We start from the raw sequence: 12476 nt of genomic DNA on the forward strand, positions 1-12476 counted from the left end.
GTTCGTGTGACCGCCCACAGCCCCGCTCTACCCGCAGGAGCACCGTGGCAACTGGCCGAACTCACCGACCGGCGACCCGTAGCCGAGGGATTCCCGAGGCCACCGTCGCCCGTCTCCCGCTGTACCTCCGCGCGCTGACCGGACTCTCGGAGCGCTCGGTACCCACGGTCTCCTCCGAGGAGCTCGCCGCCGCCGCGGGCGTCAACTCCGCGAAGCTGCGCAAGGACTTCTCCTACCTCGGCTCCTACGGCACCCGTGGTGTGGGCTACGACGTCGAGTACCTCGTCTACCAGATCTCCCGCGAACTGGGCCTGACCCAGGACTGGCCGGTCGTGATCGTCGGTATCGGCAACCTCGGCGCCGCCCTCGCCAACTACGGCGGGTTCGCCTCGCGCGGCTTCCGTGTCGCCGCCCTCATCGACGCCGACCCGGCGATGGCCGGCAAGCCCGTCGCGGGCATCCCGGTGCAGCACTCGGACGAGCTGGAAAAGATCATCAGCGACAACGGCGTCTCGATCGGCGTCATCGCCACGCCCGCCGGTGCCGCCCAGCCCGTCTGCGACCGGCTCGTGGCCGCCGGGGTCACCTCCATCCTGAACTTCGCGCCGACCGTGCTGACCGTCCCGGACGGCGTCGACGTCCGCAAGGTCGACCTCTCCATCGAGCTGCAGATCCTCGCCTTCCACGAGCAGCGCAAGGCCGGCGAGGAGGCCGCCGCCGCAGCCGACGGCGCGCACCCGGCCGCCGCGCACCGCGGCGACTCCACCGAGCAGGGCCCTGACGGGGACGTCCCCGCCGTGATGCCGGCATGAGTCTCCTCGTCGTCGGGCTGAGCCACCGCAGCGCCCCCGTCAGCGTCCTGGAGCGGGCCACGCTGGGCGCGGACGCCCAGATCAAGCTGCTGCAGGACACGGTCGCCGCCGAACCGGCCACCGAGGCCGCGGTGTTGGCCACCTGCAACCGCATCGAGCTCTACGCCGACGTGGACAAGTTCCACGCGGGCGTCGCCGAGCTGTCCACACTGCTCGCCCAGCACAGCGGGGTCGGCCTGGACGAGCTCACTCCTTATCTCTACGTGCACTACGAGGACCGGGCCGTCCACCACCTCTTCTCGGTGGCCTGCGGCCTCGACTCGATGGTGGTCGGCGAGGGCCAGATCCTCGGCCAGATCAAGGACTCGCTGGCCAAGGCGCAGGAACTGCACTCCGCCGGGCGGCTGTTGAACGACCTGTTCCAGCAGGCCCTCAGAGTCGGCAAGCGCGCCCACTCCGAGACCGGCATCGACCGCGCCGGCCAGTCCCTGGTCACCTTCGGCCTTCAGCAGCTCTCCTCCGGTACGCCGGTCGAGGCCTGGGCCAAGGGGAAACGCGCCCTGGTCATCGGCGCCGGCTCCATGTCGTCGCTGGCCGCCGCGACCCTCGCCCGCGCCGGGGTCGCCGAGATCGTCGTCGCCAACCGCACCTCCGACCGCGCCGAGCGGCTCGCCCAGATCATCACCGAGAGCCCCGAAACGGACGTGTCGGCCCGCGCGGTACCGATGGAGTCGGTGCCGTTCGAGCTGACACGTGCCGATGTCACCGTGTCCTGCACCGGCGCGACGGGCCTGGTCCTGACGGCGGACACGGTCGCGGGAGCGGTCGAGGGCCGGGTGTCGCAGGACGCGACGGCAGGTCGTACGGCCGTGAAGGACGTCGTACGCGAAGAGCTTCCGCCGACCTCCGTCGGGGCCGAGGACGGCTGTCCGCTGGAGCTTTCCGCGGTGCAGGGTTCGACCGGCTTCTCCGTGATGGGGGAGGCCGCCGTGGCCGGGATGGACGCGGCGACGCTGGAGCAGCACGCGGCCTGGGTCGGCGGCAGTGCCCTCGACCGGCGCGAGGCGGCCCGGCGTACGCCCGAGGCCGAGGCGGAGCTCATCACCGAACTCGCCACCATGGCTGCCACCGTCGGCCGGATCCCCGAGCGCCGCAGGCCCGAGCCCGTCGCGCAGATCCCGCGCCCCGCGCCGGCGCTGTCGGTCCTCGACCTCGCGATGCCGCGTGACGTGGACGCCGCCGTGCACCGGCTGGCCGGGGTGCGGCTGGTGGACATCGAGTCGCTCGCCGAGGCCTCGGCGGACGCTCCGATGGCGGCCGATGTGGACGCGGTCCGGCGTATCGTCTCCGACGAGGTCGCGGCCTTCGGGGCAGCCCTGCGGGCCGCGCACATCACGCCGACCGTGGTCGCCCTGCGCGCCATGGCCGCCGATGTCGTCGCGAACGAGATCGCTCGCCTCGACGGACGGCTGCCCGGCCTCGACGACAAGCACCGCGCCGAGATCACCCAGACCGTGCGGCGCGTGGTGGACAAGCTGCTGCACGCCCCGACCGTACGGGTCAAGCAGCTCGCGGCCGAGCCCGGCGGTGCCGGGTACGCGGACGCGCTGCGCACCCTGTTCGATCTCGACCAGGAGACGGTGGCCTCCGTCTCCCGGGCTGACGAAGACTCTGAGAACGAGAACAGCAAGAACCGAGGGCCAGCATGAGTAGCACGCGTGAGCCGCAGGGGCGCGCCGGTGTCGAGAGACCGAGCGCGCGGAGGCCCGAAGGGCTGAGCACGGTCGGACTCTCGACACCGGCTGAGGCGCCCCGGAGGCGGGAGCAGGAAAAAGGGGCACCACTGAGGCTCGGGACCAGGCGGAGCACACTCGCCCTGGCCCAGTCCGGGTTGGTGGCGGACGCCGTGAGACAGGTGACCGGACGGCCCGTCGAGCTCGTCGAGATCACCACCTACGGCGACACCTCCCGCGAGCACCTCGCCCAGATCGGCGGCACCGGGGTCTTCGTGACCGCGCTGCGGGACGCGCTGCTCGGCGGTGAGGTCGACTTCGCGGTTCATTCGCTGAAGGACCTGCCGACCGGGCAGCCCGAGGGCCTGGTGCTCGCCGCCGTCCCGGAGCGCGAGGACCCGAGGGACGTGCTCGTCGCCAAGGACGCCCTGAAGTTCACCGACCTGCCCCGCGGGGCGCGCATCGGTACGGGTTCCCCGCGTCGCACGGCCCAGCTGAACGCGTACGCGCGCGGCCACGGCCTCGACATCGAGACGGTCCCGATCCGGGGCAACGTCGACACCCGGATCGGCTTCGTGCGGGACGGTGAGCTGGACGCCGTCGTCCTGGCCGCCGCCGGACTGAGCCGGATCGGCCGGCTCGACGAAGTGACCGACTTCCTGTCGGTCGACACGGTTCTGCCCGCCCCCGGCCAGGGGGCCCTGGCGATCGAATGCGCCGCGGACAACGCGGACTTGATCGCGGCACTCGGCGAGCTCGACGACTCGTTCACGCGGGTCGCCGTGACTGCCGAAAGGTCCCTGCTCGCCGCCCTGGAGGCCGGCTGCTCCGCCCCTGTGGGCGCGCTGGCCGACCTTCTGGCCGACGGGCAGATTGTCAAGGAAATGCGCCTGCGCGGAATAGTCGGCACGACCGACGGTTCGCGTACGGTGCAGCTGTCCACCACCGGTCCCGTGCCCGAGACGCATGACCAAGCACTGACGCTCGGTCGCGAACTCGCCGCCGAGATGCTCGCCCAGGGCGCGGCCGGTCTGATGGGGGAGCAAGCCAAGTGAGCCCCACCACTCTTCCCGCCGGTCCGGAACACGGGCACGTCACCTTCCTGGGTGCCGGACCCGGAGATCCGGGACTGCTCACACTGCGCGCCGTGGAGGCGCTGGCGAACGCGGACGTACTCGTCGCCGAGCACGAGGTGCTCGACGTCGTACGTGCGCACGCCCGACCGGGCGTGGCCGTCGTGCATCCGGATCCGGGTCCTTCTTCGGACTCGTTCCCGGGCACGGGCACGCCTCAACTAACGGTCGTTGACGGTGTGTCAACAACCGTTGGCCTACCCGCTGTGCGGGATGCGGCACATCTTGTCATGGAGGCCGCGCGGGGCGGCAGGCGGGTCGTGCGTGCGGTGTCCGGGGACCCCGGACTAGATACGTACGCCGCCGAGGAAATGCTCGCCTGCGTCGCCGCGGGTGTTCCCTTCGAGGTCGTGCCGGGTGTCGCCGCGGCCGTCGGCGTGCCCGCGTACGCCGGTGTCCCGCTGCGGGACGCGCAGGGCGCGGACGTCCGCTTCGTGGACGCCCGTACCGCCTCGGACCGCTGCTGGACCGAGGTCGGCGCATCGGACGGCACGGTGGTCGTGTCGACGTCGCTGGACTCGGTGGCTTCGGCCGCGGGCGAACTGGTGGCGGCCGGCCGCAAGCCGGACACTCCGATGACGGTCACAGTGGCTGGTACGACCACTCGTCAGCGGACCTGGTCCGCGACGCTCGGCACCATCGCGCAGACACTGAAGCAGGCGAAGGTGCTGCCGTCCCCGGACGGTGGCCGGCCGGTGATAGCCGTGGTCGGTGAGCGTTCCGCCGCCGCCCAGCGCGACCAGTTGTCGTGGTTCGAGTCCAAGCCGCTGTTCGGCTGGAAGGTCCTCGTCCCGCGCACGAAGGAGCAGGCGGCCTCGCTCTCCGACCAACTCCGGTCCTACGGCGCCGTCCCGCACGAGGTGCCGACGATCGCCGTCGAACCGCCGCGCACGCCCCAGCAGATGGAGCGCGCGGTCAAGGGACTGGTGACGGGCCGCTACGAGTGGATCGCCTTCACGTCGGTCAACGCGGTGAAGGCAGTGAGTGAGAAGTTCGAGGAGTACGGGCTCGACGCGCGGGCCTTCGCGGGGATCAAGGTCGCTGCGGTGGGCGAGCAGACCGCCAAGGCGCTGATCGCGTTCGGTGTGAAGCCGGATCTGGTGCCCAGTGGTGAGCAGTCGGCCGCCGGTCTGCTGGAGGACTGGCCGCCGTACGACCCCGTCTTCGACCCGATCGACCGGGTGTTCCTGCCGCGTGCCGACATCGCCACGGAGACTCTTGTCGCCGGGCTGATCGAGCTCGGGTGGGAGGTCGACGACGTCACCGCGTACCGGACCGTGCGGGCCTCGCCGCCGCCGGCGGACACGCGGGAGGCGATCAAGGGGGGTGGCTTCGATGCCGTTCTCTTCACTTCGTCGTCGACTGTGCGGAACCTGGTGGGGATTGCCGGGAAGCCGCACAACGTGACCGTGATCGCGTGTATCGGTCCCGCTACGGCGAAGACGGCCGAGGAGCATGGGCTGCGGGTGGATGTGATGGCTCCGGAGCCGTCCGTGCACAAGTTGGCCGAGGCGTTGGCGAACTTCGGCTTGCGGAGGCGCGCTGCGGCGGCGGAAGCCGGGGATCCGGTTACTCGGCCGAGTGAGCGTCGGCCGGGGGCCCGGCGGCGGCGGACGACTTGAGGTTGTTTCTTTCGGCTTGAGGTGAGTGGGGGCGGGCGTCCGTGGGGGCTGCGCCCCCACACCCCGCTTCGGCCCTGAAGGGGCCTCGTCCTCAAACTCCCCCAGAGGGGGGACCCCCAACAGGCTGAATATTGCTGACCTGCGCTGAAAAGTGACTCGAATATCGCACCGAAAAGCGCCCCGAAGCGTGCCGTAATGTGCACCGACTCACCGTCGGCAAAGGTGCCCCTGGGGCGGGCGTAGCGTAGATGTCATGACGACGTACGGATCCTTCCCCGGCTCGCGCCCCCGGCGGCTGCGGACCACCCCCGTCATGCGGCGGATGGTTGCCGAGACCCGGTTGCACCCGGCCGACTTCATCCTCCCGGCGTTCGTGCGGGAGGGCATCGGTGAGCCGGTGCCGATCGAGGCCATGCCCGGGGTCGTGCAGCACACGCGGGACAGTCTGAAGAAGGCCGCCGCCGAGGCCGTGGCCGCCGGGATCTCCGGGATCATGCTGTTCGGCGTGCCGGAGGAGAGCAAGAAGGACGCGCTCGGTACGCCGGGGACGGATCCGGACGGGATTCTCCAGGTCGCGCTGCGGGACGTGCGGGCCGAGGTCGGGGACGAGCTGCTCGTCATGTCCGACCTGTGCCTCGACGAGACCACCGACCATGGGCACTGTGGCGTGCTTGACGAGCAGGGGCGCGTCGACAATGACGCCACCCTTGAGCGGTATGCCGAGATGGCTCAGGTGCAGGCCGACGCGGGCGCCCATGTCGTCGGGCCGAGCGGGATGATGGACGGGCAGATCGGGGTCGTCCGGGACGCGCTCGACCAGATCGGGCGGGAGGACGTCGCGATCCTCGCCTATACGGCCAAGTACTCGTCCGCGTTCTACGGGCCGTTCCGCGAGGCCGTCGGGTCCTCGCTCAAGGGGGACCGCAAGACGTACCAGCAGGACCCGGCCAACGCCCGTGACGCGATGCGGGAGTTGGCGCTCGACCTCGAAGAGGGCGCCGACATGGTGATGGTCAAGCCTGCCGGGCCCTACCTCGACATCCTGGCCAAGGTCGCCGAGGTCTCGGACGTGCCGGTCGCCGCCTATCAGATCTCCGGCGAGTACTCGATGGTCGAGGCCGCCGCCGAGAAGGGCTGGCTGGACCGGGACCGGGCGATCTTCGAGACGCTGACCGGGATCAAGCGGGCCGGGGCGCGGAACATCCTGACCTACTGGGCGGTCGAGGCGGCCCTTAAGCTGCGCGACTGAGGGAATGGCGAGAGCGGGATCACCCGGGCGGGCAGGGGGCAGCTGTGCACTGGTTCGTGGAGGCGATGGGGAAGTACGCCGACTTCGGCGGGCGGGCGCGGCGCCTGGAGTACTGGACGTTCGTGGCGTTCGGCTACGTCGGCTGTGTCGTGCTGGTCGGGTTCGGCGCCTCGGGGAGGTCGCCGGCGCTCGTCGTCGCCGCGTTCGTGTTCAGCGTGATGCTTCTGCTGCCCGGCCTCTCCGTGACCGTCCGTCGGCTGCACGACACGGACCACTCGGGGTGGTGGTCCCTCATCGGTCTCGTGCCGTTCGTCGGCACCGTCGTCATGCTGATCTTCCTGCTGTCGGAGAGCGAGCCGGGCGAGAACCGGTTCGGCCCGTGCCCGAAGCGGATTCCGGCGCACGCCTGACCCCGGCACCGGCCCTCAGCGCGGGGACCGTGCGGTCGCGGTCGGTGCGGGAGTCGTGCCCGACGGGCCCTCGTCGCGTACGCCCATGCCGTCCTTGCAGCCCGTGAGCAGCAGCGCGGCGAGCACGGCCGCCGTCGCGGTGGCCAGGAGGCGGACGCGGGTGGTGCGGACGGGCATGGGTCCCCCTGTCGGAGCGATGCGGTACGGGTTGCAGCTTGGGCGGTCGGGCCGCGCGTGCGCTACGGCCGGCGCAGGATTCGGGACGCCCGGACCGTCCCGCCCGCGCTGACCTGCGGGGATGTCGTCCCTTCCGGGCGCGGTACGGGACGCCGGGACCCTTCCTCCCACTTGGGCACCATCAAGTCCCGCCGGGAGTTAGGTTGTTGACCACTGCACTTGAGCACCGCTCCGGTTGGCCGATGACCCACTCTTCTGGGAGACACGCATGCCCGGTGACGCCCTCAGCCAGGATCCCGCCGAGCTGAGAAGGAGGATCGACACCACCAAGGCGCACCCGGCCCGTGTCTACGACGTCTTCCTCGGCGGCAAGGACAACTACCCCGTCGACCGCGAGGCCGCCGCCGCAGCGCTCGCCGCCAACCCGCGCGGCTATCTCGACGTACGGCACAACCGGGACTTCATGCGCCGCGCGGTGACCCGGCTGACGCGGGAGCACGGGGTCCGCCAGTTCCTCGACATCGGCACCGGGCTGCCCACCGCGGAGAACGTGCACCAGATCGCCCAGGCCGTCGCCCCCGAGTCGCGGATCGTGTACGTCGACAACGACCCGGTGGTCCTGGCGCACGCCCGCGCGCTGCTCACCAGCACGGACGAGGGCCGTACCGACTACATCGACGCCGACCTGCGCCGCCCGGCCGACATCCTCGAACAGGCCGCCAAGACCCTCGACTTCAACGAGCCGATCGCGCTGCTGCTGGTGGCGATCCTGCACTTCGTCGAGGACGAGGAGGCGTACCCGCTGGTGCGTGAGCTGGTGGACGTGCTGCCGTCCGGCAGTCATCTCGTGCTCAGCCATCTCACCGACGAGATCCACCCGATCCCGACCCGCGCCGTCCAACGGACGTACACGGAGCGGGGGTTCACCTTCGTGTTCCGTACGAAGGCGGAGGTCGAGCGGTTCTTCACCGAGGCCCGGGGGGTCACCCTGGACGAGCCGGGTGTCGTCCTCGCCCACCAGTGGCACCCCGGTCCGGCTCCGGCCCCGCCGGTGGTGGAGCAGGCGTACTTCGACGGTCTCGACGACATCGAGAAGATCACCTACCGGGACATCAACGATGTGACGGACGACGACATCAACGTCTACGGGGCGACCGGCACGAAGGCCTGATCGGCCAGGGGGCGGTCATTCGGATCGTCCGGATCGCGGAAACCTGTTTGTAGGCGGCAGGTATCTTTCTACGCTGCCGGTCATGGCCATCACCGAGTCAGTCCCCGTCCCCCTTGCCCCGCTCCCCCCGTTCGCCGCCCGGGCCCGTGCGATCGGCGGTTCGCCGGTGCGGGACATCCTCGCCGTCACCGCCCGCCCCGAGGTGATCAACTTCGCGGGCGGGCTTCCGGCCCCCGAACTCTTCGACGCCACCGGAATCGCGGCGGCCTATCAGGCGGTGCTCGCCGAGACACCCGCGCGGGCGTTGCAGTACGCGACGACCGAGGGTGAGCCGGTGCTGCGGGCCGCGCTCGCCGGGCGCACCTCGGCGCGCGGGCTGCCCACCGGGCCCGACGACCTGCTCGTGACCACCGGTTCGCAGCAGGCGCTGTCGCTGCTGGCGACCGCGCTGCTGGAGCCGGGGGACGTCGTCCTGGTCGAAAGTCCCTGTTATCTGGCGGCACTTCAGGTCTTCGCGTTCGCCGGTGCGCGGGTCGTCCCCGTGCCCGGCGACGCCGAGGGGCTGGACCCGGAGGCGCTGGACGAGCTCGTCGTGCGGGAGCGGCCCAAGCTGCTCTACACCGTGCCGACCTTCCAGAACCCTACCGGCCGCACCCTGCCCGCCGCCCGCCGGGCCGCGGTCGCCGCCGTCGCCGCGCGGCGCGGGCTGTGGATCGTGGAGGACGACCCCTACGGCGAACTCCGCTTCGAGGGCGAGCGGTTGCCGTGGATCGCGGCCCACGAGGGCGCGGCGGACCGTACGGTGCTGCTCGGCTCCTTCTCCAAGGTGATGGCGCCGGGGCTGCGGCTCGGCTGGCTGCGGGCGCAGGCGGACCTGCTCCGGGCCTGTGTTGTCGCCAAGCAGGCCGCCGATCTGCACACGCCGACCGTCAACCAGCTCGCCGCGGCACGGTACTTGGCGGACAACGACCTCGACGCGCATGTGGCGCGGGTGGCCGCCGTGTACCGGGAGCGGCGGGACGCCATGCTCGGAGGGCTCGCCGATTCGCTTCCGGAGGGGTCGAGTTGGGTGCGGCCCGAGGGCGGCATGTTCCTGTGGGCGCGGCTACCGGAGTCGTACGACACGACGGAACTGGTGTCACGGGTGCTGCGGCTGGACGTGGCCTATGTGCCGGGCGCGCCCTTCTACGCCGGGGAGCCCGAGCGGTCGACGATGCGGTTGTGCTTCGTGACGCAGCCGCCGGGGGAGATCAGGGAGGGGCTCAGGCGGCTGGGGGAGGGATTGGGAGCCAGTGCCTGAATCCCCTTGGTAACGGGTCGAGTTGGCCTCTGGAATACTTGATCACGCAAGAATAGAGTCGATGTGTCACAGCGCTGCTGATGTCATCACCCCTGGAAGGAAGTGCCATGGCACCGGTGCTCGTCGGACGTGAAGGCCTGCTCGCAGGAGAGCGCATCCCGATCGTCGACACCCGCGTCAGCTTCGGACGCAACGCGGGGAACACGGTCGTCATCGCCAGCCCGAGCGTCTCCCGCTTCCACGCGGAGATCGTCTTCGACCAGGACACGGGATACGTCCTGAGCGACCTCGGCAGCAGCAACGGCACCCAGGTCAACGGCGAAGAGGTGGAGTCCCGGCTGCTGCAGCCCGGCGATGAAATTACCATCGGCGACCAGGAGTTCCGCTTCGAGGTCGCGGACGCCATGCAGACCCTCATGGCACTCAACCTGCCCCGTTCGGTGACCCACCCGGAGGAGAGCGACGGATCGGAGCTGCGGGTCACCGTCGTCGGCGGTGGCCCGGTCGGCCTCTCCATGGCGCTGCTCCTGGAGCACTTCCTCGGGGCCCAGGTCAAGATCACCGTCTTCGAGGGCCGGTGGCGCAAGAAGGGCCGCAACATCGTCTGGAAGGACGCGGACGAGGGCAACGTACGGCGCCAGCAGGTGGTGACCGTGCAGAGCCGGCAGTACCTCGCCTGGCCGCAGTACGTGCAGGACCGGCTCTTCGACCCCGAGAACTACACCGAGATGTGGCCGTCGGGCCCGGACTCGATCGGCGACCACCACCCGCGCAACATGCGGATCGCCTACATCGAGGACCGGTTGCTGGAGCTGGCGAACGAGAAGCGGGACCGCATACGGCTGATCCCCGCCAAGTTCGACGCGGCGGAACAGCGGGACGAACTCGCCTCGCAGCATGTGCTGGCGATCTGCGACGGCGGGCGGTCGCGCACCCGGGAGCACTTCGCGGCCCGCTTCGGCAAGGCCGACGAGTCGATCTACTCCCTCGACGGCGTCCACCTGCGGGACGTCGTCCTCGGCCTGCGCGTCAAGTCGGAGCTGCCGGACCCGATGGCGATCCTGCTGACGGTCGCTCAGAACCGGTTCCTGCTCAACTCGTTGCGCGGCGAGGGCTTCCTCAACATGCGGCTCACCGACGCCGAGTTGACCGAGGTCATCGGCATAGACCCGGTCCGCCGGGTCTTCGAGGAGTGCATCGCCTCCCGCCCGTGCCTGATGAACCGCGACGAGCACGGCGACTTCCAGTGCGCCACCCACGGCACGCTGTTCCTCCCCGCCCTCATCAAGGGCTCGCCCCTGTGGAAGCGGGTGCACGAGGGACTGCGGCTCTTCGACGTCAAGTCTCAGGACCTGTCCGCGGTCACCAGCTTCCGCCTCGACATGGTGCAACGCCCGCGCTTCTCCGCCGAGTTGCTGCCCCCGACCGTCAACACCCCCGGCACCTACGGCTTCCTCCTCGGCGACGCGGCCAACTCCATCCACTTCTGGCCCGGCCGGGGCCTCAACAGCGGCCTGGCGTCCGCGATTTCACTGGCCCGCTCCCTCAACAGCGCCTGGAACGGCAGGCCTTTCCGGGACGCCGACTTCCTGCGGCACGAGGCCGCCATGTCGATGCTCCAGTACCGGCACAAGAGCCGCGCCTGGAAGGCCATGGTCACCACCGACGACCAGGGCGTGACCTGGGCCATCAAGGACATCATCGACCACGGCATCGACGGCATCAGCGAGGAACCCGACCGCGAGGCCGACACGGCCACCCTGCTGGCGCGCATGGGCGCCATCCGCGACCGCCTCGCCCCCCGCCTGCCCGGCATGCCGGACGACGACGCGATTCTCGAACGCCTCGGGACCCTGGAGGACCGCACCCTGCGCATGCTGGTCCTCAGCGGCGCGTGGGACACCCTGACCATGGGCGGCGAGGAGGTCGACATCGACATCTTCTACGGCCCCGACTCCTCGGCCGCCGCGGCGGCGGTGGAGGCGCTGGAGCCGGCGACGCAGCAGTAGGGCACGGCCGACTCCATAAGCTGGGCGCATGTCCGAAAGTGATGGCTTCGACCTCGACGAATACCTCGCGCACCTCGGGTGGGAGGGGGAGCGGCGGACCGACACGGCGACGCTGAAGGGGGTGCACCTCGCGCACATGCGGGGCATCCCCTTCGAGAACCTCGACGCGCTCCGCCGTACCGCTCCCTCCCTCGAACTGCCCGCTCTGATGGCCAAGTTGGTGCGCAGTCGGCGCGGTGGCTACTGCTACGAGCAGAACACGCTGCTCGCCACCGCGCTGCGGGCGCTCGGCTTCGGGGTGACCCTGCTGACAGCGCGGGTGGTCGTGGGCACGGACCGGATCGAGAGCCGCCCGCGCACCCATATGACGCTCCGCGTGGACGTGCCGGGCGACCCGCGGCCGTATCTGGCCGACGTCGGGTTCGGGGCGATCGGGGCGCTGCTGGAACCGGTGCCGCTCGCGCTCGGCGGGGAGTTCGAGGACGCGGGGCGCCGGCACCGCTTCGTCCGGGTGCCGCATCGCGGCCCGCTGGAGATGTGGATGCTGGAGGCCCACGGCGCCGACGGCTCCTGGCAGCCGCAGTACGCCTTCACCCTGGAGCCCTTCGAGCACGTCGACTTCGAGGTCATCAACTGGCACATCGCCACGAACCCGCGCTCTCCCTTCACTCAGCGCCTGTTCGTCCAGCGGGTCACCACCGACCGCCATCTCCTGCTCCACGGAAGCCTGTTGACCGAGACGCGGGCCGACGGAGAAGTGCGCAAGCGGGAGTTGGCGGACGAGGAGGACGTACGGCGGGTGCTGGACGAGGAGTTCGGGATCGAGGCGCCGGAGGGAATGAAGCTGCTGACTTGAACGG

11 protein-coding genes are annotated in these 12476 nt (G+C 70.6%); 10 read left to right on the forward strand and 1 reads right to left on the reverse strand.

Going from position 1 to position 12476, the window contains the following annotated elements:
* Nucleotides 1-44 precede the first annotated feature (44 nt).
* The 6 genes from OH768_RS29805 (at nucleotide 45) to OH768_RS29830 (ending at nucleotide 6959) form a co-directional block, all read left to right on the forward strand.
* Nucleotides 45-812, forward strand: coding sequence for a redox-sensing transcriptional repressor Rex (locus tag OH768_RS29805; RefSeq protein WP_406458667.1), 768 nt, complete (start codon nucleotides 45-47; stop codon nucleotides 810-812).
* Nucleotides 809-2521: a glutamyl-tRNA reductase gene (locus OH768_RS29810; RefSeq protein WP_406458669.1), complete on the forward strand. Its 1713-nt coding sequence runs from the start codon at nucleotides 809-811 to the stop codon at nucleotides 2519-2521. The genes OH768_RS29805 and OH768_RS29810 overlap by 4 nt, the downstream gene beginning before the upstream one ends.
* Nucleotides 2522-2655: 134 nt before the next feature.
* Nucleotides 2656-3600, forward strand: coding sequence for a hydroxymethylbilane synthase (hemC, locus tag OH768_RS29815; protein WP_406465499.1), 945 nt, complete (start codon nucleotides 2656-2658; stop codon nucleotides 3598-3600).
* Nucleotides 3597-5300 (forward strand): uroporphyrinogen-III synthase, encoded by a 1704-nt coding sequence (locus OH768_RS29820; protein WP_406458671.1) that lies wholly within the window; start codon nucleotides 3597-3599, stop codon nucleotides 5298-5300. The genes hemC and OH768_RS29820 overlap by 4 nt, the downstream gene beginning before the upstream one ends.
* A gap of 253 nt (nucleotides 5301-5553) precedes the next feature.
* Nucleotides 5554-6549 carry a porphobilinogen synthase gene (gene hemB / locus OH768_RS29825; RefSeq protein WP_406458673.1) on the forward strand — a complete coding sequence of 332 codons (996 nt, stop codon included), beginning with the start codon at nucleotides 5554-5556 and terminating at the stop codon, nucleotides 6547-6549.
* Between the two features lie 44 nt (nucleotides 6550-6593).
* Nucleotides 6594-6959 carry a DUF805 domain-containing protein gene (locus OH768_RS29830; protein ID WP_406458675.1) on the forward strand — a complete coding sequence of 122 codons (366 nt, stop codon included), beginning with the start codon at nucleotides 6594-6596 and terminating at the stop codon, nucleotides 6957-6959.
* 15 nt (nucleotides 6960-6974) lie between these two features.
* Here the strand turns inward: OH768_RS29830 and OH768_RS29835 are convergent, their stop codons facing one another.
* Nucleotides 6975-7136, reverse strand: coding sequence for a hypothetical protein (locus OH768_RS29835; RefSeq protein WP_406458677.1), 162 nt, complete (start codon nucleotides 7134-7136; stop codon nucleotides 6975-6977).
* Nucleotides 7137-7404: 268 nt separating this feature from the next.
* On the opposite strand from OH768_RS29835, the gene OH768_RS29840 reads away from it, so the two are divergent.
* The 4 genes from OH768_RS29840 to OH768_RS29855 all read left to right on the forward strand — a co-directional run bounded on the left by OH768_RS29840 (nucleotide 7405) and on the right by OH768_RS29855 (nucleotide 12472).
* Nucleotides 7405-8307 carry an SAM-dependent methyltransferase gene (locus tag OH768_RS29840; protein WP_406458679.1) on the forward strand — a complete coding sequence of 301 codons (903 nt, stop codon included), beginning with the start codon at nucleotides 7405-7407 and terminating at the stop codon, nucleotides 8305-8307.
* An 82-nt stretch (nucleotides 8308-8389) separates the two neighbouring features.
* The gene (locus tag OH768_RS29845) at nucleotides 8390-9607 is read left to right on the forward strand and encodes a PLP-dependent aminotransferase family protein (protein ID WP_406458681.1); all 1218 of its coding nucleotides are present in this window, start codon (nucleotides 8390-8392) and stop codon (nucleotides 9605-9607) included.
* A 107-nt stretch (nucleotides 9608-9714) separates the two neighbouring features.
* Nucleotides 9715-11616 carry an FHA domain-containing protein gene (locus tag OH768_RS29850; RefSeq protein ID WP_406458683.1) on the forward strand — a complete coding sequence of 634 codons (1902 nt, stop codon included), beginning with the start codon at nucleotides 9715-9717 and terminating at the stop codon, nucleotides 11614-11616.
* A 28-nt stretch (nucleotides 11617-11644) separates the two neighbouring features.
* Entirely contained in the window at nucleotides 11645-12472 is an 828-nt protein-coding gene (locus OH768_RS29855; protein WP_406458685.1) for an arylamine N-acetyltransferase, read from the forward strand.
* The last annotated feature ends 4 nt before the right edge of the window (nucleotides 12473-12476 follow it).

It is taken from the genome of Streptomyces sp. NBC_01622 (assembly GCF_045209635.1).
In the GTDB taxonomy this organism is placed as follows: domain Bacteria; phylum Actinomycetota; class Actinomycetes; order Streptomycetales; family Streptomycetaceae; genus Streptomyces.

Excerpts from the sequence above, each read along its gene's own strand:
- OH768_RS29810 (WP_406458669.1), top strand. The coding sequence starts at position 809 with ATGAGTCTCCTCGTCGTCGGGCTGAGCCACCGCAGCGCCCCCGTCAGC.
- hemB (WP_406458673.1), top strand. The coding sequence starts at position 5,554 with ATGACGACGTACGGATCCTTCCCCGGCTCGCGCCCCCGGCGGCTGCGG.
- OH768_RS29835 (WP_406458677.1), bottom strand. The coding sequence starts at position 7,136 with ATGCCCGTCCGCACCACCCGCGTCCGCCTCCTGGCCACCGCGACGGCG.
- OH768_RS29840 (WP_406458679.1), top strand. The coding sequence starts at position 7,405 with ATGCCCGGTGACGCCCTCAGCCAGGATCCCGCCGAGCTGAGAAGGAGG.
- OH768_RS29845 (WP_406458681.1), top strand. The coding sequence starts at position 8,390 with ATGGCCATCACCGAGTCAGTCCCCGTCCCCCTTGCCCCGCTCCCCCCG.
- OH768_RS29850 (WP_406458683.1), top strand. The coding sequence starts at position 9,715 with ATGGCACCGGTGCTCGTCGGACGTGAAGGCCTGCTCGCAGGAGAGCGC.
- OH768_RS29855 (WP_406458685.1), top strand. The coding sequence starts at position 11,645 with ATGTCCGAAAGTGATGGCTTCGACCTCGACGAATACCTCGCGCACCTC.